The following is a 22328-nucleotide window of genomic DNA, read 5'->3' on the forward strand; positions in this document are numbered from 1 at the left end:
GGGTGGCACCGCAGCCCGGCACAAGATGTATGCTCATGCTCGCTGTCGCCGCAGGGGAATCCGGTGCGAATCCGGAACTGACCCGCAACGGTGTACTCGCGTGCGTACCTCCCGGTATGCGCACGCCTGTTCAGTCCGAGGACCTGCCGACCGCGCACCCGGCCGACCCCGTCCGGGTGTCCTGACGTCCGGGCCTCGTGGAATGGGCCGGTGGACGCGACGCCGCGTGCGCTCGTGTGCTGCCCCCTGCCCTCCGCCAGGCCCCCTGCCGAGCGAGGGAGAGCCCCACGTGACCATCGCGCCAGCCGATCCGGCTTCAGCGACCGCCTCTGTGGCCGACGACGGTCCCGGTGCCGCGCTGCTGCGGACCCTGACCGAGCTGACCGCCGACCTCCCGGACGCCGACCCCGGCCGGGTCGCCGCCGCCGCGCTGCGCGGCCGGTCCGCCCGGGCCGACGAGCCGGAGTTGCGCGAGCTGGCCACGGAGGCGGCCGCCGGCCTCATCTCCGACGACCCCGCCTACTCCCGGCTGGCCGCCCGCCTGCTCACCCTCACCATCCGCGCCGAGGCCGCCTCCCAGGGCGTCACCCGCTTCACCGAGTCCATCGCCGTGGGGCACCGCGAGGGGCTCATCGCCGACCGCACCGCCGAGTTCGCGCGCCTGCACGGCGAGCGCCTCGACGCGCTGGTCGACACCGGCGCCGACGACCGCTTCGGCTACTTCGGCCTGCGCACCCTGCACAGCCGCTATCTGCTCAGGCACCCGATCACCCGCAAGGTCGTCGAGACGCCCCAGCACTTCATGCTGCGCGTGGCCGCCGGCCTCGCCGAGGACGACAGCACGCGGTCCGTGGACGAGGTCGCCGCCCTCTACCGCCTCATGAGCCGCCTCGACTACCTGCCCTCCTCCCCCACCCTCTTCAACTCCGGCACCCGGCACCCCCAGATGTCGTCGTGCTACCTGCTCGACTCCCCGCTGGACCAGCTGGACTCCATCTACGACCGCTACCACCAGGTCGCACGGCTCTCCAAGCACGCCGGCGGCATCGGGCTGTCGTACTCCCGCATCCGCGGCCGGGGTTCGCTGATCCGGGGCACCAACGGCCACTCCAACGGCATCGTCCCGTTCCTGAAGACCCTGGACGCCTCGGTCGCCGCCGTGAACCAGGGCGGCCGGCGCAAGGGCGCCGCGGCGGTCTACCTGGAGACCTGGCACTCCGACATCGAGGAGTTCCTGGAACTGCGCGACAACACCGGTGAGGACGCCCGCCGTACGCACAACCTGAACCTCGCGCACTGGATCCCGGACGAGTTCATGCGCCGGGTCGACGCGGACGGCGTCTGGTCCCTGTTCTCCCCGGCCGACGTGCCGGAGCTGGTCGACCTGTGGGGCGGGGAGTTCGACGCCGCCTACCGCGCGGCCGAGGCGGCGGGCCTGGCCAGGAAGACCATGCCGGCCCGGGAGCTGTACGGCCGTATGATGCGCACCCTCGCGCAGACCGGCAACGGCTGGATGACCTTCAAGGACGCCGCCAACCGCACCGCCAACCAGACGGCGGAGCCGGGCCACGTGGTCCACTCCTCCAACCTGTGCACGGAGATCCTGGAGGTCACCGACGACGGGGAGACGGCGGTCTGCAACCTGGGATCGGTGAACCTGGGGGCGTTCGTCGACGACGGCGACCTGGACTGGGAACGCCTCGACGAGACGGTCCGCACGGCCGTCACCTTCCTCGACCGTGTGGTCGACATCAACTTCTACCCCACCGAGCAGGCGGGCAGGTCGAACGCCAAGTGGCGGCCGGTCGGCCTCGGCGCCATGGGCCTGCAGGACGTCTTCTTCAAGCTGCGCCTGCCCTTCGACTCCCCCGAGGCCAAGGCGCTCTCCACCCGGATCGCGGAACGCGTCATGCTCGCCGCGTACGAGGCCTCCGCCGACCTGGCCGAGCGCAACGGCCCGCTGCCGGCCTGGGAGAAGACCCGCACCGCTCGGGGAGTACTGCACCCCGACCACTACGGCGTCGAGTTCGCCTGGCCCGAGCGCTGGGCGGCGCTGCGCGAGCGGATCGCGACGACCGGTCTGCGCAACTCGCTGCTGCTGGCCATCGCCCCCACCGCGACGATCGCCTCCATCGCCGGCGTCTACGAGTGCATCGAGCCGCAGGTGTCCAACCTGTTCAAGCGCGAGACCCTGTCCGGCGAGTTCCTGCAGGTCAACTCCTACCTGGTCAACGACCTCAAGGAGCTGGGCGTGTGGGACGCCCGCACCCGTGAGGCGCTGCGCGAGTCGGGCGGCTCGGTGCAGGACTTCGCCTGGATCCCGGCGGACGTGCGCGCCCTGTACCGCACGGCCTGGGAGATCCCGCAGCGCGGGCTCATCGACATGGCCGCGGCCCGGACGCCGTTCCTGGACCAGGCCCAGTCGCTGAACCTGTTCCTGGAGACGCCGACCATCGGCAAGCTCTCCTCGATGTACGCGTACGCCTGGAAGTCCGGGCTGAAGACGACGTACTACCTGCGCTCCCGCCCGGCGACCCGGATCGCCCGCGCGGCCCGGGCACAGGCCACCATCCCCGTCCAGCAGGCCACCGACCCCGACGCGGTCGCCTGCTCCCTGGAAAACCCCGAGTCCTGCGAGGCCTGCCAGTAATGCCCAGCAACCAGAATCTGCTCGACCCCGGCTTCGAGCTGACGCTGCGCCCCATGCGCTACCCGGACTTCTACGAGCGCTACCGGGACGCCATCAAGAACACCTGGACCGTGGAGGAGGTCGACCTCCACTCGGACGTCGCCGACCTCGCCAAGCTCAGCCCCGCCGAGCAGCACCTCATCGGCCGCCTGGTCGCCTTCTTCGCGACGGGCGACTCGATCGTGGCGAACAACCTCGTGCTGACGCTGTACAAGCACATCAACTCCCCGGAGGCGCGTCTGTACCTGTCGCGCCAGCTGTTCGAGGAGGCCGTGCACGTCCAGTTCTACCTGACCCTCCTGGACACCTACCTGCCCGACCCGCAGGACCGCACCGCAGCCTTCGCCGCGGTGGAGAACATCCCGTCGATCCGCGAGAAGGCCGGGTTCTGCTTCACGTGGATGGACTCGGTGGAGAAGCTGGACCGTCTGGAGACGAAGGCCGACCGGCGCCGCTTCCTGCTCAACCTCATCTGCTTCGCCGCCTGCATCGAGGGCCTGTTCTTCTACGGCGCCTTCGCGTACGTCTACTGGTTCCGCAGCCGGGGTCTGCTGCACGGCCTGGCCACCGGCACCAACTGGGTGTTCCGGGACGAGACGATGCACATGAGCTTCGCCTTCGACGTCGTCGACACCGTCCGCAAGGAGGAGCCCGACCTCTTCGACGACCAGCTCCAGCAGGAGGTGACGGACATGCTGCGGGAGGCCGTGGAGGCCGAGCTGCAGTTCGCCCGCGACCTGTGCGGTGACGGTCTGCCGGGCATGAACACCGACTCGATGCGGCAGTACCTGGAATGCGTCGCCGACCAGCGTCTGACGCGGCTCGGGTTCGCCCCGGTCTACGGCTCGGAGAACCCGTTCTCCTTCATGGAGCTGCAGGGCGTGCAGGAGCTGACCAACTTCTTCGAGCGGCGGCCGTCGGCGTACCAGGTCGCGGTGGAGGGCTCCGTCGACCTGGACGAGGACTTCTGAGGGCCTTCCGGATCCCGTTCCCCGCCTGCCGGCGCGCCCGCTGGGCGCGCCGGCGGTCCGGGGTCTCAGCCGCCGTCCGTCACCACGGCACGGGCCTGAGCAGCAGCCGGTGCGGGCGGAGCGTGATGCCCACCCGGGTCGCGTCGTTCGACCCGCTGACCTGTTCGAAGCGGTACTTCGCCGAGATCGCCGCCGTGATCAGGGTCAGCTGGGCCATCGAGAAGTGATCGCTGGGGCACTTGCGGTTGCCCGTGCTGAAGGGGCTCATGGCGTGCTTCGGCACGTCCTTGACGCGCTCCGGGAGCCAGCGGTCGGGGTCGAAGTCGAGGTGGCCGGCGTAGGAGTTCGCGTCGCGCTGGATGGCGTAGGGGCTGTAGACGATGTCCGCCCCGGCCGGAATGCGATAGCCGCCGAGCGCGGTGTCGGTCACCGCTCGCCGTGTCAAAATCCATACGGCGGGCCGCAAACGCATGGCCTCCACGACGACATTGTTGGTGTGCCTGAGACTCCGGACATCCGTGAATCCGACGGGTCGGCCACCGGTCACGGATTCAACCTCCGCGCGCACCTTCTCGGCGTGTTCCGGGTGTTCCGCGAGGACCTGCAGCAGCCACATGATCGTGGAGGCCACTGTTTCGCTGCCGGGGGTGAGTATCGCGACGACCTGGTCGTGGATCTCCTGTTCCCCGATGGGGTCGCCATTGTCGTCCTTCGCCTCCAGCAATGCCGTCAGCAAATCGTCCGGCCTTTGACCGGATGCACGCCGTTCGGCGACGATCTCGTCGACGAGGAGATGCAAATCGGCCAGCGCCCGGTTGAATTTTCGGTTGGCCGGCAGGGGCAGGTTGTAGAGGGGGCCGAGCGGGACGACCATCCGCCGGTACATGCCGCGGAAGACGGTGGCGAGCGCGACGCACAGCCGCTCGGCGCGCTCGTCCATGTAGTCGCCGCGCAGCAGGCAGCGGGCGGCGATGCGCACGGCGACGCGGAAGGACTCGGAGGTGCAGTCGACCGTCTCGCCGGCCTTCCAGCGTTCGGTCAGCGCGTGCGCCTCCTCCTCCATGACGGGTCCGTAGGCGGGGATCGCGTCGAGCCGGAACGCGGGCTGGATGGTGCGCCGTTGGCGGCGGTGCCGGGGGCCGTTGGCGGTGGCCACGCCCTCCTTGCCGAGCAGGCCCTCCAGCGACTCCCACAGCGGCCCGGCGATGATGAAGTCGGGGCTCAGCGCCAGGGCGCCGGTGAGGTCCGGGGTGGTGGGGACGTACACCGTCTTGGGTCCGAGCCGCAGGCGGACGACCTCGCCGTGCTCGCGCAGCCGGGCCATGAAGGCCAGCGGATCGCGGACCAGTTGCCAGCCGTGGCCGAGGACCGGGACGCCGCCGCCGGCCAGGGGCGGTTCACGCAGCTCCGGCGCCTCGGGGGGCGCGGGCCGCACGGATTCGACGGTCATTTCTCACCTGCCGTTTCGTTGTTGACGTACGGGGGCGTGGACCGGTCGTCCCAGCCGTCGACCATGTAGCGGCCGGACTCGTGGTGGAACCAGTAGACGGAACTGAACCAGTTCCGCATATTGCCGACACAGGTCCGCACGGTGGCGGAGAGTTCCTTTCCTTCCACCGTGCCGTCGGCGAGGTCGTCGGCGAAGCGCAGGGCGTCCCGTTCGGCGTGCAGGAATTCTCGGACGCATTCCTCGACGCGTCGCCGGACCTCCTCGACCGATTCTTCGAGCGTCAGTCCCTCATGGGTGATGAGGCTGATTCCGAGGTTGTGGACCTCGTCTCCTGCGATTTCCTTCGGCAGTGAGCAGAGGTCGTTGTACCAGGCGGCGAATTCCTGGCTCAGCAGCGCCGGACGGCGATAGGCCGGGTGTTTGCGTACGGCGTCCGGGAGTTCCCGTCCGGCGCTCGGCTCCAGCAGGTCCGTCCATATCCAGTGGGCGAAGGTGAGGCGCCGCAGGGCGAGGTATTCCTCCACGCCCGGGACATATCCCTCCGTGCGGTTGCGGAACTCGCGGTCGTACGCCTCGATCACCGCGTGGAAGTGCCGGGCGAACCGCTGGTTCCAGGTCCGCGGCAGGAACGAGTAGAGCCGCACCATGCTGTCCGCGAACCCGGCGACCAGGGGGTCCGGGTGGTGCAGATGGTGCCGGGGGGCGTCGAGCGCCGTGTGCAGGCGGTTCCTCAGCCTCCTCCAGTCGGCCGCCCGGCCGTGGACGATGTCACGGTCGTGGCGGTCGTCCCAGACGAAGAACCAGGCGCTGTAGTCCGCTATGGCCTGCATGACCTCGTCGGGGGCACCCAGGTAGTACCCCGCCATGAGGTCCGTGTAGCAAAGGCTGTCGGCATATTCCCTCACCTTGTCCGCCGGCATGAGCCGCTTTTCGAGCAGCCAGAGCCGTGTCTTCTCCTGGAGTTGCGGCCAATACGGGTGCAGGTGCCGGGGAAACGCGGCCTCGATCATCGGGAGTGCCAGTGAGGGCGGAACAGCGACCGCCGTCGGCATCGATGTGGTGCTGTGTGGGAAAGCATGCACGTACAAACCCCTCTCAGCCGCCGGAAGCGCACACCCTCCCGTTGTGCCGGGCGTGCGCCGTTGCGTATCCCCGCACTTCCATTCAGCACCACAACTGACCGATCTGGGAACGGATTTGCTTCACTCACTACCCCATGGTGCCGAGAATCCCCCCTTGCGTGACTGGTTCGGGATCACTAGAGACGCACAAAGGATCGAATGTACGACGCACGGTTGAGCGAGGAGGACCGGGCCGAGCACGACGAAGGGCGCCCGGCCGGGAGTGGTCCCGGCCGGGCGCCCCAACTGCCCTGACGTGGCTCAGTCGTTGGCGACCACGGGGTAGCGTGGCTCGTTCTCGGCCATCTGCCGCAGCGCGTCCTTGCGCTCGCGCTTGGAGAGCCGGTCGATGTAGAGGTAGCCGTACAGGTGGTCGGTCTCGTGCTGCAAACAGCGTGCGAAGTAGCCGGTGCCGCGCACCTTGATCGGGTTGCCCCGCTCGTCCAGCCCGGTGACCTCTGCGTAGTCGGGGCGGGCGAGCGGCGCGTAGGCGGTCGGCACCGACAGGCAGCCCTCGTTGCTGTCGTCCAGGCGGCGCCTGTCGGCGGGCAGCTCGACCGGCTTGGGGTTGCAGACCACGCCGACGTGCCGGACGCCCTCGTCGTCCGGGCAGTCGTAGACGAAGACCTTGCGGTCCACACCGATCTGGTTGGCGGCCAGGCCCACGCCCTCGGCGGTGCGCTGGCTGGCGAACATGTCCGCGACCAGCTGCTGCAGCTCCTCGCCGAACTCGGTGACGTCCTTGCACTCCTTGTGCAGCACCGGGTTGCCGACCACCGTGATGGGCCGGGACGTGCCGCGCTCGCGCCAGGCGGCCTCGCGCTCCTCGGTGTCCTCCGTGTCGACGACGAAGCCCTCGTCGTCCACGGGGAGCACGCCCGCGTGCTGCTGATCGGTGTCCTGCTGCGCCATGACCGACGTATGCCTTCCTGCAACCATGTGAACTTCTGCCAGTACAGCCTAGACGGGGCTGACGAGCGCAGGCGGCCCGGCGGACTTTCTCGGGTTCCGGGTTCAGCAGACCTCTTCGAGGTCCCGCCAGTCCCTGGAGTCCGGGCTGTCCGCGACCCACCCGTCCAGCAACCCGCGGACCAGCGAGGCCGGCGCGGCCACCCCGCACTCCCGCTCCGGCACCCACAGCTGCCCGTCCGTCCGGTGCCCCAGCGGCCCCGGATGCCCCGGCTCGCTGTGGTCGTGCGGATCCAGGTGCACCCCGTCGCCCTCGTCGGAGGGCATCCGTGACTCGGAGCACATCCGGCACAGCAGCCGCACCGACGACGACCAGTCCTCCGCCGCGAAGCCCGCGTCGGCGGCCAGCTGCTCCAGCGCGTCCCGGTCGGCCTCGGTGGCGGCCTCCAGCAGGACCACCCAGGTGGGCACGGGCGAGGGCGCCCACAGCTCGATCTCGTCGAAGACGGGGTAGGCGGGCCCGGCGGCCGTGGTGCGCTCACCGTGCGGTACGCCGTCGTGCAGCACGACCTCGCCCCAGCGGCGCCCGGAGGACGGCAGCGGAATGGACAGCACCTCGATCCGGGCCGGATCGAGCCTGCGTCCCCACACGACCTCGGCCTCGCCCTCGGGCGACAGCCGTACGGCCGCGCTGCCCAGCTCCATGCCCAGCGGTTCCCCGGCGGCGGTGGCCCCGCCGGGCACCTTCAGGCCGTAGGCCTGCCAGGAGCGGCGGGCCAGCGGCCAGTCCTGCAGGGCGGTGGCGGCGATCCCGACGTTCCACCAGTCGGGGGCGCCGGTCTCGCGGTCCAGGAGCGCCACGGCCCGCAGTCCGGCCGCGCGGGCCTGCTCCCAGTCGTGCCGGAACTTGTGCAGCAGGGCCAGGTTGAACCAGGACTCCGACAGCCAGGGTTCCAGGTCGGCGGCGCGGGTCAGCAGCTCGCCCGCGTCCTCGTACCGGCCGTCGCCGATGAGCGTGAACGCCCTGTCGGTGGCCTGCCGCCAGGAGGCGGAGGGCCGGTGCCGTCCCTTGCCGAAGATCCTCACGATTCCCGCCTGCCAGTTCCAGTTCACAGTGGGCTGGCTTGTGCCCCCGGACACCCTCTCCCTCGCATCCAACCACGTACGGCGGGAGGGGCGCTCATTACCCATGGGTTACCCAGCCCGCACCAAGGTCAGACCGTCGGGAGAGTACCCGCGCGAGCGATTCCACCACCTCCGGCGCGTACTGTCCCGCGGTGCCCAGCCGCAGTTCCTCCAGCGCCCGCAGCGGCCCGCCGGGACCGGCGTCCCTGGCCTTCTCGTCGTAGGCGTTCACGGCCCTGACGATCCGCGCGGCGACCGGCTGTTCCCGGTAGGGGTCGGCCTGCCGCTCGACGACCACCGCGACGGCCGCGTCCACCCCGGTCTGCCGTACGACGGCCCCGCCGAGCAGCGCTATGCGCCGCTGTTCCTCGGCGGGCAGCGCGGCGGTGGCGCCGGCCGGTACCGGGTCGACGAGGCTGAGCTGGCCGATGTCGTGCATGAGCGACGCGTACTCCAGCACGGTCAGCTCGGATCCGGACAGGCCCAGGTCCCGGCCGACGGCCTGGCTGAGCGCGGCGACGCGGCGGGCGTGTCCGGCGGGGGTGTACCCGGCTATCTCGGTGGCCCGGGCTAGGGATGCGATGGTCTGCCGGTAGGTGGCGCGCACGGCCGCGTAGCGGCGCAGGGACAGCTGGGTGAGCAGCAGCGGCAGGCAGAACACCGGCAGCGCCCACAGTCCGGCGACCGCGACGGCCAGGGCCATCACGGCGCCGGTCGCGCACACCGCGGAGCCGATGCCGAGCAGGCCCCGCAGTTCCTCGCGCAGCAGCGGGCCGAACGGCCACCGGGTGCGGAAGTGGGCCAGGGCGGCGGCCAGGACCGCGTCGCACAGCGCGCTGAGGACGAGCAGGGCGACCAGCAGCGGGACGTAGGCGGGTCCGTCCCAGGCCTGGAACGGGCCCTCGTGGGCGAGGGTGTGGTGGAGGGGATGGCAGCAGACGGCGGCGAAGGCGGCGGTCAGGACGCGGCGGGTGAGGTGGTCGCGGGTCGGGGTGGCGCGGCCGCGCCAGATGTGCGGGACGCTGCCGAGCAGGGCGGCGGCGAGGACGACGGTGACGACCTGGGGCGCGTCGTGCGCGGCCGGCTGCCCGGCGTCGGCGCCCAGCAGCGCGTACCCGAGCGCCCCGGCCGCCCCCAGCGGCGCGGCCTGCCGGAACTGGGCCTCGCTCCAGCGGGTCAGCTCGCCGACGGCTATGAGGACGCCGAAGGCGAGGGCGACGCCCCGGTCGTCGACACCGGTCCACAGGGTGACGAGGAGCGAGCCGGAGCCGACGAGAAGGGCGCAGCCGTGCAGCAGCCGCAGCGCGTTCACCGGGGCGGCCCGGGACTGCTGGGCACCGGCTCGGACGCCGGGGCCTGGTGCGGTGTCTCGTCCGCGGTGACGGCGGGGTGCCAGCCGTAGCGGGCCAGGGCGTGCCGCAGCGCGGTGACCATGCGGGGGTCGAACTGGGTGCCCGCGCACCGCTCGAGTTCCTCGACGGCCGCCGCGACGGGGCGGGCCCTGCGGTAGGAGCGGGTGGAGGTCATGGCGTCGAAGGCGTCGGCGACGGCCACCACGCGGGCGCACTCCGGGATCTGACCGCCCACCAGCCCGTAGGGGTACCCGCTGCCGTCGAGCCGTTCGTGGTGGTGCAGGATCGCCGCCCGGGCCTCGCCGAGGAAGGTGATGCCGCGCACCATCTCATGGCCGTACTCGGGATGCAGTTCGATGACGCGCCGTTCCTCGGGGGTCAGCGGGCCGTCCTTGCGCAGCAGCCGGGTGGGCACGCCGAGCTTGCCGACGTCGTGCAGGATCCCGGCGAAGCGCAGCACCTCCACCCGCTCCTCGTCCATGCCGAGTTCGCGGCCGATCAGCACGGAGGCGTGTCCGACGCGCTCGCTGTGCCCGCGGGTGTAGCCGTCCTTGATGTCGACGGCCCGCACCAGGGCGCGGATGGTGGCCTGGTGGGCGGCCCGCTCCCGGTGGTACTGGGCGAAGACCCAGCAGGAGACGCACATCGGCAGCAGCACCAGCAGCGCGGCGACGGGGCCGTACGGGCTGCGCCACAGCACGGCCATCATCAGCCCGGCGAGCCCGTGCACCGCCACGGGGCCAAGCGAGCGGGACAGCAGCCCGCGCCAGGCCCGCCGCGGCGGCACCCGCTCGGCGACCACGCGGATCCCGCCGTCCAGCACGGTGAGCACCAGGCAGAAGGCGAGCACGGCGGCCCCGGCGGGCACCAGGGCGTAGGGGAAGTCGGCGCCGGTGACCGCGTCCCGGCCGCCCAGCGCCCAGTGCACCCGGGAGGCACCCCACACGGCGAGGGCCAGCTGAGCGGCCCGCCACAGGCGCCGCAGCGGTGCCGAGCGGGGTCCGGCGCAGGGGAACAGCGCGGCGGGCAGCGGTACGAGCGCGGCGGCGGGCGGGGGCAGCAGGAAAGCGCCGGCGAGCAGGACGGGGTAGAAGGTGCCCGCGAACCGGCGCCGTACGAGATGGTCGCAGCCCGCGTACAGGGCGGCGAGCAGGGCCAGTGCCCACCAGGGGGCACGGGACGCCGTCGGCAGGGGCAGCAGACAGAGCAGGGCGAGCAGGGCGACACAGGTCACATAGCAGCGTGCCCGCGCCGGAACCGCCTCCATCGCACCCCTCCCCCGACCATGCCTGTCCAGGCTTCGGAGCCTAGGGCTGAAATCGGGGGGTACGAGAGCTTATGACCCGAGGATTAGCACGTTCGGGTGATGACCGAAGGGTCAGGACTCCTGGGGCGCGGCCGGGGTGGGCCGAGCCGCCGGGGCGGCCGTCACATCGTGCTCGGGCACCGCCGCGCCGGAACGGATCAGATCGATCCGCCCCATGACCTTGGCGCGCAGGTCGCTCGGCACGTCGTCATGCCCGCAGCACCGCTTGACCAGCTTCTTCACGGCCTGCTCCAGACCGTACTTCTCCAGGCACGGCGAGCATTCCTCGAAGTGGTGCTGGAACTTGTCGCGGTCGACGTCCGGCATCTCACTGTCGAGGAACTCGTACAGATGGTCCAGGACCTCACTGCAGTCCGTCTCGTGCGGCTCTCCGCAGCTCATGAGCCCGAGCCTTTCGCTTCGTTCGACTCTCCGGCGCCGGCCGGGACCAGCCCGCGCTCACGCGCGTAGTCCTCCAGCATGCCGCGCAGTTGACGACGGCCCCGGTGCAGCCGGGACATCACCGTACCGATGGGGGTCCCCATGATGTCCGCGATCTCCTTGTACGCAAAGCCCTCGACGTCCGCGAGGTAGACGGCGATGCGGAATTCCTCGGGGATCGCCTGCAGCGCTTCCTTCACGTCCGAGTCGGGCAGGTGGTCCAGCGCCTGCGACTCGGCGGAGCGCAGACCGGTCGACATGTGCGACTCGGCGCGCGCGAGCTGCCAGTCCTCGATCTCCTCGGCCGCGGAGCGCTGGGGCTCGCGCTGCTTCTTGCGGTACGAGTTGATGAAGGTGTTGGTGAGGATCCGGTACAGCCACGCCTTGAGGTTGGTGCCCTCACGGAACTGGTGGAAGGACGCGTACGCCTTGGCGTACGTCTCCTGCACCAGGTCCTCGGCGTCGGCGGGGTTGCGCGTCATGCGCAGCGCGGCCGAGTACATCTGGTCGAGGAACTCGAGCGCGTCCCGCTCGAAGCGCGTGTTGCGCTCCGTGGTCGACTCCGCGCTGTTGCCCTGGCCCTCGGGCAGCTCCGCCTGGCCGTTGTCGGTCCCTGCGTCGGTACCGGGAACCGGACCCACCTCCTCAAGATTCCGGGTGAGGCCGAAACCGGTCCCACCAGAATCGGAGGATAGACGACGATCCGGTCCGCCCGCCGCTCGAATAGGAGCGGTCTTGGCCGCGTGCAGCACCGTCCAGTCCAGGTCACTACGGCTGCTGCGGTTCGGGCAGATGGTCGAACCCATGCGGCGGACTCCCTCTCTACGGCGTCGGTGCCGGCGATCCAGCACTTCTGTCGGCCACAACAGCGCCCCGCCGCACAACATTCCCGCCCGTCAGCCGAGTGACGAGGTCCACTCCGCGACGCCGTCCGTGATGATCTCCAGCGCGCGCTCCTGGGAGACCGGGGCGCGTTTGCGCACGGCGAACCCGTGATCGCCGTAGGGCACCTCGATGATCCGGTGCGTACCGGCGGGGAACTCCGCCGGCTTCCCGAACGGATCGTTCCCGCCCTGGACGACGAGGGTGGGCACCCCCGCGGAGAGCAGTTCCCCGGCGCGTGACTTCTCCGGCTTTCCGGGCGGGTGCAGCGGGAAGCCGAGCGCGAGGACGGCGTGCGCCCCGAGTTCGGTGGCGGTGCGGCAGGCGACCCGGGCGCCCGCGCTGCGCCCGCCGGAGATCACCGGCAGGCCGGGGGCGACGAGCGCCGGCCAGATGCCGCGCCAGCCGGTGTCCAGGGTCTTCGGCGCGGGCGCCACCTTCTTGCCGGCCACCCGCCAGGGCTGCTCGACGAGGGCGACGCTCACGCCGTGTCCCGGCAGGACCGCGGCCAGCGCCCGCAGGTCCCGGGCGTCGATGCCGCCGCCGGCGCCGTGGCTCACCGCCAGCACCAGCCGCGCCTTCTTCGCCGGGTGCCAGGTGAGGCGGGCGTCCCCCGCGTCCGTGCCGACGATCTCGGTCGTGACGTGGGAAGCGGCCGTCACGTCGGAAGCTGCTGTCACGTCGGAAGCGGCGGTCGCGTCATGGGAGGTCCTCACGTCAGAAGAGTGTGCCCTCTTCGGGGCCCTCCAGCTCCTTCAGCAGCTCGGGGCCGTTGTTGCGCACACTGCTCACCGCCGTGGACACCGGGTACGCCCGCATCAGCCCCTCGGGCGGCGGGGCCAGCAGTTCCCGCAGGTCGTCGACGTCACCGCGGGACGGGTCCAGCCACGCGTCCCAGCGGTCCGGGGTGAGCATCAGCGGCATCCGGGGGTGGATCTCGGCGAGGGAGTACGGCCCCTCGGCCGGGGCGACGGCCAGCGGTGTCCGCTCGGCCTCCGTGGTGATCACCGAGCAGGTCGCCCACCACGCCTGCGGATGGTCGTCGGGCAGCGTCCGGTCCCGCCAGAACTCGTACAGGCCCGCCATCGCGAACACCGATCCGTCGGCCGGCAGCACGAAGTACGGCTGCTTGCGCGGCCGCTTCTTCCTCCCCTCGACCTCCAGCTCCCGCTCCTGCTGCCCGGTGACCCACTCGAAGTAGCCGTCGGCGGGCAGGACGCAGCGCCGGGCGGCGAAGGCACGGCGGTAGGCCGGCTTCTCGTGGACGGTCTCCGCCCGCGCGTTGATCATCCGGGCGCCGCCCTCGGGGGTCTTGGCCCAGGAGGGGACCAGTCCCCACTTGAGCCGGCGCAGCTGGCGAACCGGACGCGGGGACCCCGCGTCTTTCAGCGGACGGTCCAGGACGGCGTAGACCTCCTTGGTCGGCGCCACGTTGTAGTCGGGTTCAAGGGTCTCCTCGGGGTCCCACTTCTCGATCTCGAAGACACCTGCGAGATCCTCGGGCCTACGACTCGATGCATACCGTCCGCACATACGTGCCACACTGCCAGGCCCACCACCCACCCGTCACCCGACCACCACCCCCACGACACCACCCCCCACGACACGACCCCCAACGACGGCGCCTGGCGCCGACCCCCATCGATTCCGGGACAGGGAGCGACCGCCGAACATGGACCGCACCGCCGCCACCGCGCTGCCCGACCTCTGGGACCGCCTGACCGGCACCCAGCCCGCCCCCGACCTGTGGGTGGTGCTCGCCACCCTGGTCGCGGCGCTCGCGGTGGTCGTACCGCACACCCTGTGGCGCCTCTCCCGCAACGCCATCACCATCGCCCACGAGGGCGGCCACGGTCTGGTTGCCCTGCTCACCGGCCGGCAGCTCACCGGCATACGCCTGCACTCCGACACCAGCGGCCTCACCCTCAGCCGCGGCAAGCCGCACGGCCTGGGCATGATCCTCACCGCCGCCTCCGGCTACACCGCGCCCCCGCTGCTGGGGCTGGGCGGCGCCGCGTTGCTGGCCGGCGGCCGCATCACCCTGCTGCTGTGGGCGGCCACCGCCCTTCTGGTGGCCATGCTGGTGATGATCCGCAACGCGTACGGCGTCCTGACCGTGGTGCTGGCGGGCGGGGCCTTCCTGCTGGTGTCGTGGCTGGCCGGCCCGCAGGTGCAGGCGGCGTTCGCGTACGCGGTGGTGTGGTTCCTGCTGTTCGGCGGGGTGCGACCGGCCTTCGAGCTGCAGGCGAAGCGCTCCCGCGGCGGCGCCGGGGACTCGGACGCGGACCAGCTGTCCCGGCTGACGCACGTCCCGGCGGGCCTGTGGCTGTTCCTGTTCCACGCGGTGTCGCTGTGCTCGCTGATCGGCGGAGGCCGGTGGCTCCTGGAGGGATGACCGCGGCCCCTCCTTATAAAGTTGCCCCATGGCCCCGAACGACGCACACACCGCCCTCTGGCCCGCCCCGCACGCGAGCGGAGCCGTCGACGCGACGGTCCACGTGCCCGGGTCCAAGTCGGTCACCAACCGCGCCCTGGTGCTCGCCGCCCTCGCCTCCGAGCCCGGCTGGCTGCGCCGCCCGCTGCGCTCCCGCGACACCCTGCTGATGGCGGGCGCCCTGCGCGCGATGGGCGTGGAGATCGAGGAAACCGTGTCATCCAGCTCGTCCCTCGCGGGCGGCCCGGACGGCACCGGCGAGGCCTGGCGGGTACTCCCCACGGGCCTCAACGGCCCGGCCACGGTCGACGTCGGCAACGCCGGCACGGTGATGCGCTTCCTGCCCCCGGTGGCCGCGCTCGCCGACGGCCCGGTCCGCTTCGACGGCGATCCGCGGTCCTACGAGCGTCCGCTGCACGGTGTGATCGACGCGCTGCGGGTGCTCGGTGCCCGGATCGACGACGACGGCCGGGGCGCGCTGCCGCTGACCGTGCACGGTGCCGGTGCGCTGGACGGCGGCCCGGTGTCGATCGACGCCTCGTCCTCGTCCCAGTTCGTGTCCGCGCTGCTGCTGTCCGGCCCGCGCTTCAACCAGGGCGTCGAGGTCCGTCACACCGGCTCCTCGCTGCCCTCGCTTCCGCACATCCGGATGACGGTCGACATGCTGCGCTCGGTGGGCGCCCAGGTGGACACCCCGGAATCGGGCGGCGAGCCGAACGTGTGGCGGGTCACCCCCGGTGCGCTGCTCGGCCGCGATCTGACCATCGAGCCCGACCTGTCGAACGCCCAGCCGTTCCTGGCAGCGGCCCTGGTGACCGGCGGCAAGGTACTGATCCCGGACTGGCCGGCCCGGACCACCCAGCCCGGTGACCGGCTGCGCGAGATCTTCACCCAGATGGGCGGCTCCTGCGAGCTGACCGAGTTCGGGCTCGTCCTCACCGGCTCGGGCTCGGTGCACGGCATCGACGTCGACCTGAGCGACGTGGGCGAGCTGACCCCGGGCATCGCCGCGGTCGCCGCGCTCGCCGACTCCCCGTCCACCCTGCGGGGCGTGGCCCATCTGCGGCTGCACGAGACCGACCGGCTGGCCGCGCTCACCAAGGAGATCAACGAGCTGGGCGGCGACGTCACCGAGACCGCCGACGGCCTGCACATCCGCCCCCGCCCGCTGCACGGCGGAACCTTCCACACCTACGAGGACCACCGCATGGCGACGGCCGGCGCGATCATCGGCCTGGCGGTGGACGGCGTCCGGATCGAGAACGTGGCGACCACGGCCAAGACCCTGCCCGACTTCCCCGACCTGTGGACCGGGATGCTGGGGAACTGACGGGCGGACCGGGATCATGCGCCGCTACGGCAAGCACACCGACGAGGACGACATCCGCAGCCGCCCCAACCGCAAGGGCAACCGGCCGCGTACGAACATCCGGCCCAAGCACGAGGACGCGGCCGAGGGCATGGTCCTCACCGTCGACCGGGGCCGCCTGACCTGCCTGGTCGAGGACCGGGTGGTGATGGCGATGAAGGCCCGCGAGCTGGGCCGCAAGGCCGCGGTGGTCGGCGACCGGGTGGCCCTGGTCGGGGACCTGTCCGGCACGAAGGACACCCTCGCGCGGATCGTCCGCATCGCGGAGCGCACCTCGGTGCTGCGCCGCACGGCCGACGACGACGACCCGTTCGAGCGGGTGGTCGTGGCCAACGCCGACCAGCTGGCCATCGTCACCGCCCTGGCGGATCCGGAGCCTCGCCCCCGGCTGATCGACCGCTGCCTGGTGGCGGCCTTCGACGGCGGCCTGGAGCCGCTGCTGGTGATGACCAAGTCGGACCTGGCCTCACCGGACAAACTGCTGGAGCTGTACGGCCACCTGGACATTCCGTACGTCGTCACCAGCCGCGAGGAGCTGGAGAACGGCGACGCGGCGGACCGGGTGCGGGAGCAGCTGGACGGCAGGATCACCGCCTTCGTGGGCCACTCGGGCGTCGGCAAGACGACCCTGGTCAACGCCCTGGTCCCGGAAGACCGGCGGCGTACGACGGGCCATGTCAACGCGGTGACGGGACGTGGCCGGCACACCACCACCTCGGCCCTGGCGCTGCCCCTGAGCGGAGACGACGGCTGGGTGGTGGACACCCCGGGCGTGCGCTCGTTCGGCCTCGCGCACATCGATCCGTCCCGGGTCATCCACGCCTTCCCGGACCTGGAGCCGGGGACGGAGGGCTGCCCGCGCGCGTGCGGCCACGACGAGCCGGACTGCGCGCTCGACGCCTGGGTGGAGGAGGGGCACGCGGATCCGGCGCGGCTGTACTCCCTGCGTCGGCTGCTGGCCACCCGGGAGCGCAAGGAAGGCGACTGACCGCCGCGTTGTTTGGGGGCCCTCCGGCCCGGTAAGTGCATAATCGCACCGAGCCGGACCTACGGGAGGACAGCACATGGCGTGGCTGCTGGTCATAGTGGCCGGAATGCTCGAGACCGGCTTCGCCGTGTGCCTCAAGCTCTCCCACGGTTTCACCCGGCTGTGGCCGACGATCGCCTTCGCCTCCTTCGCCCTCGGCAGCTTCGGCCTGCTCACCCTCTCCCTGCGCAAGCTCGACGTGGGGCCGGCCTACGCGGTGTGGACGGGCATCGGCGCGGCGGGCACCGCGATCTACGGGATGATCTTCCTCGACGACCTGGTGTCGACGCTGAAGATCGTCTCGATCAGCCTGGTGATCGTGGGAGTGATCGGCCTGCAGCTGTCGGGGTCGTCCCACTAGGGCATCCGGCCACGGAGCGCTTGCCCCGGCACTGCGCGGTACGGACGAGCCCGCGCCCCCTTAGACGGGCTGCCTCTGCAGGGCGCCGCGCACCAGCTCCGCCACCCCGCCCTCGCCCGGCGGAGCCGCCACGCAGGACAGGGCCAGCCGGACCACGAGTTCGCAGGAGCGGGCCAGCTCGGCGGTGTCGGAGCCGACGGCGACGGGGCCGGCCAGCACGGACACCGCCCGGTCCCGGACGATCTGCACGAAGTCGCCGGGCGACGGCAGCGGGCCGTCCGCGCGGCGCTGCGCCGGTACGGCGGAGGAGGACGGTACGGCGGACAGCGTCGGCGTGGGCAGGCGCTCGGTCCAGCAGCCGGTGAGCATGGCCCGTACGAGCGCGTTCTCGCGGGCGAGGGAGGCGGTCCACTCGGCGGTGGCGGTGAGCCGGTCGCGCGGCTCCGCGTATCCGCCCAGGGCCCGGTCGACCCCGGCGAGATAACCGTCCGCCTCCCGCCGCACCAGCGCCCGGGCGAGTCCGTCCTTGCCCCCGAACTCGTTGTACAGCGTCTGCCGGGACACCCCGGCCGCCGCGGCCACGTCCACCATCCGCACGGCGGACCACGGCCGACGCGCGAGCGCCGTGTAGGCGGCATCCAGGAGTGACTCCCGGGCAGCAGGCATCATCGCCTCCCTGGGGCGAGTGGCACTCCGCCCAGATTTGACGCGCACAAATGCACTGTCAAGGGCCCGCGAAGGCACTGGGGGGCGCCTTTTCCCTGCGGCGCGCGGGCGAGGAGGAGCCGGGGGCCGCGCGCCCGGCGCCACCCGAGCGCTCTGCCTGCGGCGCCTGAGAAGGGGGCCGCCCGCCGGAGACGACACTCGGCGCGGGCCCAGCCATTTGCCTGCGGTGCTGGGGCGGGGACGGGGCGCTCGGTGGCTCGTGGCCGCTGGGGCCGGCCGCATGGCGCGGCCCCGCCCACCGCAGCACCGGCACGCCGAAGGCATCCCTGGTGTCAGGGCACCGGGAGAGCACGCCGCGTTCACCGGGGCCGGGACACGCCCGCGTGGGACCCCCGTTGGCCCGACGCCGTCACGCCCGGATACCGTTCCTCACATGGCCGACTATCTCGACGACCTCCGCCTCGCCCACGTCCTCGCGGACGCGGCCGACGCCGCGACGATGGCTCGCTTCAAGGCCCTGGACCTCAAGGTCGAGACCAAGCCGGACATGACCCCGGTGAGCGAGGCGGACAAGGCCGCGGAAGAACTCATCCGCGGCCAGCTCCAGCGCGCCCGTCCGAGGGACGCCATCCTCGGCGAGGAGTACGGCATCGAGGGCACCGGCCCCCGCCGCTGGGTGATCGACCCCATCGACGGCACCAAGAACTACGTGCGCGGCGTGCCCGTCTGGGCCACCCTCATCTCCCTGATGGAGGCGGGCGAGGGCGGCTACCAGCCCGTCGTCGGCGTCGTCTCCGCCCCCGCCCTGGGCCGCCGCTGGTGGGCCGCGAAGGGCCACGGCGCCTTCACCGGCCGCAGCCTGTCCGCCGCGAGCCGCATCCACGTCTCCCGTGTCGCCCGGCTCGACGACGCCTCCTTCGCGTACTCCTCCCTCTCCGGCTGGGAGGAGCAGGGCCGCCTCCACGACTTCCTCGACCTCAGCCGCGAGGTCTGGCGCACGCGCGCGTACGGCGACTTCTGGCCCTACATGATGGTCGCCGAGGGTTCCGTGGACATCTGCGCCGAGCCCGAGCTGTCGCTGTGGGACATGGCCGCCCCCGCGATCGTCGTCACGGAGGCCGGCGGCACCTTCACCGGCCTCGACGGCCGCCCGGGCCCGCACAGCGGCAACGCTGCCGCGTCCAACGGCCTGCTGCACGACGAGTTGCTGGGGTATCTCAACGGGCGCTACTGAGCAGCCAGAGGTGATCACGCGCGCCCTCAACTGGCTGCGCGCGCCCTCTTGTTGACCTCCGCTTTACCTGCAAACCTGGGGACACCCTCACTTGTGAACTTGTGAATCCGCGAACAACCGTGGATTCTAAGGAGGTGGCTCCCAGCCATGTTCGTCCGAGACGCCATGAGCACGGTGGTCCTCACCGTCGGCCCCGCTCACACCCTCCGTCAGGCAGCCGCCCTGATGTCCGCCCGACGCGTCGGCGCCGCGGTCGTCCTCGATCCGGACGCCGGCGGCATCGGCATCCTCACGGAACGGGACATCCTCAACTCGGTGGGTCTGGGCCAGAACCCGGACACCGAACGCATCCACGCCCACACCACCAACGACGTCGTCTTCGCCACCCCCGACTGGAGCCTGGAGGAGGCGGCCCGCGCCATGGCGCACGGCGGCTTCCGACATCTGATCGTCCTGGAGCGGGGCGAGCCGGCCGGCATCGTCTCGGTGCGTGACATCATCCGCTGCTGGGCCCCGGTACGCGAGCCTGCGCCGGCGCTCTGAACAGCGCCGGCGCACGGGAACGGGCCGGACCCCACAGCGGGGTCCGGCCCGTCGGGCCCTGCGGCACTACCTCACCGCGTCACTGCCTCACACCAGGTCGAACCGGTCCAGGTCCATGACCTTGGTCCACGCCGCGACGAAGTCGTTCACGAACTTCTCCTTCGCGTCGTCGCTCGCGTACACCTCGGCCAGCGCACGCAGCTCGGAGTTCGACCCGAAGACCAGGTCGGCCCGGCTGCCGGCCCACTTCAGCTCGCCCGTGGCGTCGTCGCGGCCCTCGAAGGTGTTCTGGTCCTCCGACGTCGCCTTCCACGTCGTACCCAGGTCGAGCAGGTTGACGAAGAAGTCGTTGGTCAGGGCACCCGGGGTCTTGGTGAAGACGCCGAGCTGCGACTGCTGGTGGTTGGCGCCCAGCACCCGCAGGCCGCCGACCAGGACCGTCAGCTCGGGGGCGCTCAGCGTGAGCAGGTTCGCCCGGTCGAGCAGCAGGTACTCGGCCGGCAGACGGTTGCCCTTGCCGAGGTAGTTGCGGAAGCCGTCCGCGGTGGGCTCCAGCGCGGCGAAGGACTCCGCGTCGGTGTGCTCCTCCGTGGCGTCCACGCGGCCCGGCGTGAAGGGCACCTCGATGTCGTAACCGCCGTCCCTGGCGGCCTTCTCCACGGCGGCGGCACCGCCGAGGACGATCAGGTCGGCCAGCGAGACCTTCTTGGCGCCGGCGTTGAACTCCTGCTGGATCCCCTCGAGGGTGCGCAGCACCAGCGCCAGCTGGTCGGGCTCGTTGACCTCCCAGCCGCGCTGCGGCTCCAGGCGGATGCGCGCGCCGTTGGCGCCGCCCCGCTTGTCGCTGCCGCGGAAGGTCGAGGCGGACGCCCACGCGGTGGACACCAGCTGCGAGACGGTCAGCCCCGAGTCGAGGAGCTTGGCCTTGAGGGCCGCGACGTCCGCGGCGTCGATGGCCTCGCCCTCGGCCTCGGGCAGCGGGTCCTGCCACAGCAGGGTCTCCTGCGGGACCTCCGGGCCGAGGTACAGCGACTTCGGGCCCAGGTCACGGTGGGTCAGCTTGTACCAGGCGCGGGCGAAGGCGTCCGCGAACTGGTCCGGGTTCTCGTAGAAGCGGCGCGAGATCTGCTCGTAGACCGGGTCGAAGCGCAGCGACAGGTCGGTCGTGAGCATCGTCGGGAGCTTCTTCTTCGACGGGTCGTGCGCGTCGGGGATGATCGCCTCGGCGTTCTTCGCCACCCACTGGTGGGCGCCGGCCGGGCTGGCGCTCAGCTCGTACTCGTACTCGAAGAGGTTCTTGAAGAACCCGTTGCTCCACTGGGTCGGCGTGGCCGTCCAGGTGACCTCCAGGCCGGAGGTGATCGCGTCGCCGCCCTTGCCGGTGCCGTAGGTGCTCGCCCAGCCGAAGCCCTGCGCCTCGATCGGGGCCGCCTCCGGGTCCGGGCCGACGTGGTCGGCCGGGCCGGCGCCGTGGGTCTTGCCGAAGGTGTGGCCACCGGCGATCAGCGCGACGGTCTCCTCGTCGTCCATCGCCATCCGGCGGAACGTCTCACGGATGTCGCGGGCCGCGGCGAGCGGGTCCGGGTTGCCGTTGGGGCCCTCGGGGTTGACGTAGATGAGGCCCATCTGGACGGCGCCGAGCGGGTTCTCCAGCTCGCGGTCGCCGGTGTAGCGCTGGTCGTCGAGCCAGGTGGTCTCGGGACCCCAGTACACGTCCTCCTCGGACTCCCACACGTCCGCGCGGCCGCCGGCGAAGCCGAAGGTCTCGAAGCCCATGGACTCCAGGGCGACGTTGCCGGCCAGGATCATCAGGTCGGCCCAGGACAGGCTCTGGCCGTACTTCTTCTTGACCGGCCACAGCAGACGGCGGGCCTTGTCGAGGTTGCCGTTGTCCGGCCAGCTGTTGAGCGGGGCGAAGCGCTGCTGGCCGGCGCCGGCACCGCCGCGGCCGTCGCTGATGCGGTAGGTGCCCGCGCTGTGCCAGGCCATCCGGATCATGAAGGGGCCGTAGTTCCCGAAGTCGGCGGGCCACCAGTCCTTGGAGTCCGTCAGCAACTCGGCGATGTCGCGCTTGACCGCGGGAAGGTCGAGGCTCTTGAACGCCTCGGCGTAGTCGAACTCCTCACCGAGGGGGTTCGCCACCGCGGGGTTCTTGGCGAGGATCTTCAGGTTGAGCCGCTCCGGCCACCACTGGCGGTTGCCGCCGCCCTGGGTCGGGTGCAGGGCCCGCCCGTGCGCGACCGGGCAGCCACCTCCGTCCTCGGTCTTCGCGTCTACGACGATTGCATCGTGGTTCTCAGACATGGGAACCCTTCCGGACTAGGTGGATCACAGGATCACGGTGTTCAAAAGATCTGCCGGCGTGGAACAGTCGTGACACAGACCGCGCAGTCGACGTCAGCAACGACACCGTACGACCGGGCCTGGCCTCCGGCCCCGGTGCGACGC

Annotated in this window: 20 protein-coding genes and 1 riboswitch; of the genes, 8 read left to right on the forward strand and 12 right to left on the reverse strand. The window is 71.5% G+C overall.

The features are described 5' to 3' along the window. The first annotated feature begins 54 nt into the window (after positions 1–54). A riboswitch (cobalamin riboswitch) is annotated at positions 55–144 on the forward strand. Positions 145–289: 145 nt separating this feature from the next. Both ACFYMM_RS00535 and ACFYMM_RS00540 read left to right on the forward strand, forming a co-directional pair. Next, positions 290–2650 (forward strand): ribonucleoside-diphosphate reductase subunit alpha, encoded by a 2361-nt coding sequence (locus ACFYMM_RS00535; protein WP_388382320.1) that lies wholly within the window; start codon positions 290–292, stop codon positions 2648–2650. Next, on the forward strand, positions 2650–3660 hold the full coding sequence (locus ACFYMM_RS00540) for a ribonucleotide-diphosphate reductase subunit beta (RefSeq protein ID WP_388382322.1): 1011 nt from the start codon (positions 2650–2652) through the stop codon (positions 3658–3660). The genes ACFYMM_RS00535 and ACFYMM_RS00540 overlap by 1 nt, the downstream gene beginning before the upstream one ends. A gap of 79 nt (positions 3661–3739) precedes the next feature. On the opposite strand, the gene ACFYMM_RS00545 is transcribed toward ACFYMM_RS00540, so the two are convergent. The 10 genes from ACFYMM_RS00545 to ACFYMM_RS00590 form a co-directional block, all read right to left on the reverse strand. After that, entirely contained in the window at positions 3740–5110 is a 1371-nt protein-coding gene (locus tag ACFYMM_RS00545) for a cytochrome P450 (RefSeq protein WP_388382324.1), read from the reverse strand. Beyond that, entirely contained in the window at positions 5107–6192 is a 1086-nt protein-coding gene (gene cyc1, locus ACFYMM_RS00550; RefSeq protein ID WP_388382326.1) for an epi-isozizaene synthase, read from the reverse strand. The genes ACFYMM_RS00545 and cyc1 overlap by 4 nt, the downstream gene beginning before the upstream one ends. A 300-nt stretch (positions 6193–6492) precedes the next feature. Further along, positions 6493–7143 carry a peptide deformylase gene (gene def / locus ACFYMM_RS00555; RefSeq protein ID WP_388382328.1) on the reverse strand — a complete coding sequence of 217 codons (651 nt, stop codon included), beginning with the start codon at positions 7141–7143 and terminating at the stop codon, positions 6493–6495. A 102-nt stretch (positions 7144–7245) separates the two neighbouring features. Next, positions 7246–8226, reverse strand: a complete 981-nt coding sequence (locus ACFYMM_RS00560; RefSeq protein WP_388383277.1) for a tetratricopeptide repeat protein — start codon at positions 8224–8226, stop codon at positions 7246–7248. Between the two features lie 97 nt (positions 8227–8323). Beyond that, positions 8324–9577 carry an HD-GYP domain-containing protein gene (locus tag ACFYMM_RS00565; protein WP_388382330.1) on the reverse strand — a complete coding sequence of 418 codons (1254 nt, stop codon included), beginning with the start codon at positions 9575–9577 and terminating at the stop codon, positions 8324–8326. Next, positions 9574–10884: an HD-GYP domain-containing protein gene (locus tag ACFYMM_RS00570; protein WP_388382332.1), complete on the reverse strand. Its 1311-nt coding sequence runs from the start codon at positions 10882–10884 to the stop codon at positions 9574–9576. The genes ACFYMM_RS00565 and ACFYMM_RS00570 overlap by 4 nt, the downstream gene beginning before the upstream one ends. A gap of 111 nt (positions 10885–10995) precedes the next feature. Beyond that, positions 10996–11325: a mycothiol system anti-sigma-R factor gene (gene rsrA / locus ACFYMM_RS00575; protein WP_388382333.1), complete on the reverse strand. Its 330-nt coding sequence runs from the start codon at positions 11323–11325 to the stop codon at positions 10996–10998. Then, positions 11322–12005: an RNA polymerase sigma factor SigR gene (sigR, locus tag ACFYMM_RS00580; RefSeq protein WP_388382335.1), complete on the reverse strand. Its 684-nt coding sequence runs from the start codon at positions 12003–12005 to the stop codon at positions 11322–11324. The genes rsrA and sigR overlap by 4 nt, the downstream gene beginning before the upstream one ends. A gap of 255 nt (positions 12006–12260) precedes the next feature. Next, entirely contained in the window at positions 12261–12926 is a 666-nt protein-coding gene (locus ACFYMM_RS00585) for an alpha/beta family hydrolase (protein WP_388383279.1), read from the reverse strand. A gap of 37 nt (positions 12927–12963) precedes the next feature. Further along, a complete protein-coding gene (locus ACFYMM_RS00590; protein WP_388382337.1) occupies positions 12964–13779 on the reverse strand; it encodes an SOS response-associated peptidase in 816 nt (271 codons plus the stop codon). Between the two features lie 139 nt (positions 13780–13918). Here ACFYMM_RS00590 and ACFYMM_RS00595 point away from each other — a divergent pair, with 139 nt between their 5' ends. The 4 genes from ACFYMM_RS00595 (at position 13919) to ACFYMM_RS00610 (ending at position 17437) form a co-directional block, all read left to right on the forward strand. Then, on the forward strand, positions 13919–14641 hold the full coding sequence (locus ACFYMM_RS00595; RefSeq protein ID WP_388382339.1) for a M50 family metallopeptidase: 723 nt from the start codon (positions 13919–13921) through the stop codon (positions 14639–14641). A gap of 28 nt (positions 14642–14669) precedes the next feature. Next, positions 14670–16010 (forward strand): 3-phosphoshikimate 1-carboxyvinyltransferase, encoded by a 1341-nt coding sequence (gene aroA / locus ACFYMM_RS00600; RefSeq protein ID WP_388382341.1) that lies wholly within the window; start codon positions 14670–14672, stop codon positions 16008–16010. A gap of 16 nt (positions 16011–16026) precedes the next feature. After that, complete coding sequence (gene rsgA / locus ACFYMM_RS00605) at positions 16027–17037, forward strand: ribosome small subunit-dependent GTPase A (RefSeq protein ID WP_388382343.1); 1011 nt, start codon at positions 16027–16029, stop codon at positions 17035–17037. Positions 17038–17113: 76 nt separating this feature from the next. Continuing rightward, complete coding sequence (locus tag ACFYMM_RS00610; RefSeq protein WP_388382345.1) at positions 17114–17437, forward strand: DMT family transporter; 324 nt, start codon at positions 17114–17116, stop codon at positions 17435–17437. Positions 17438–17497: 60 nt separating this feature from the next. Here the strand turns inward: ACFYMM_RS00610 and ACFYMM_RS00615 are convergent, their stop codons facing one another. Then, the gene (locus ACFYMM_RS00615) at positions 17498–18106 is read right to left on the reverse strand and encodes a TetR/AcrR family transcriptional regulator (RefSeq protein ID WP_388382347.1); all 609 of its coding nucleotides are present in this window, start codon (positions 18104–18106) and stop codon (positions 17498–17500) included. Between the two features lie 430 nt (positions 18107–18536). On the opposite strand from ACFYMM_RS00615, the gene hisN reads away from it, so the two are divergent. Further along, positions 18537–19337 (forward strand): histidinol-phosphatase, encoded by an 801-nt coding sequence (gene hisN, locus ACFYMM_RS00620; protein WP_388382348.1) that lies wholly within the window; start codon positions 18537–18539, stop codon positions 19335–19337. A 147-nt stretch (positions 19338–19484) separates the two neighbouring features. After that, a complete protein-coding gene (locus tag ACFYMM_RS00625; protein ID WP_388382350.1) occupies positions 19485–19880 on the forward strand; it encodes a cyclic nucleotide-binding/CBS domain-containing protein in 396 nt (131 codons plus the stop codon). An 87-nt stretch (positions 19881–19967) separates the two neighbouring features. On the opposite strand, the gene katG is transcribed toward ACFYMM_RS00625, so the two are convergent. Continuing rightward, positions 19968–22184, reverse strand: a complete 2217-nt coding sequence (katG, locus tag ACFYMM_RS00630) for a catalase/peroxidase HPI (RefSeq protein ID WP_388382352.1) — start codon at positions 22182–22184, stop codon at positions 19968–19970. Positions 22185–22328: the final 144 nt, after the last annotated feature.

Source organism: Streptomyces sp. NPDC006739, assembly GCF_042869815.1.
In the GTDB taxonomy this organism is placed as follows: domain Bacteria; phylum Actinomycetota; class Actinomycetes; order Streptomycetales; family Streptomycetaceae; genus Streptomyces.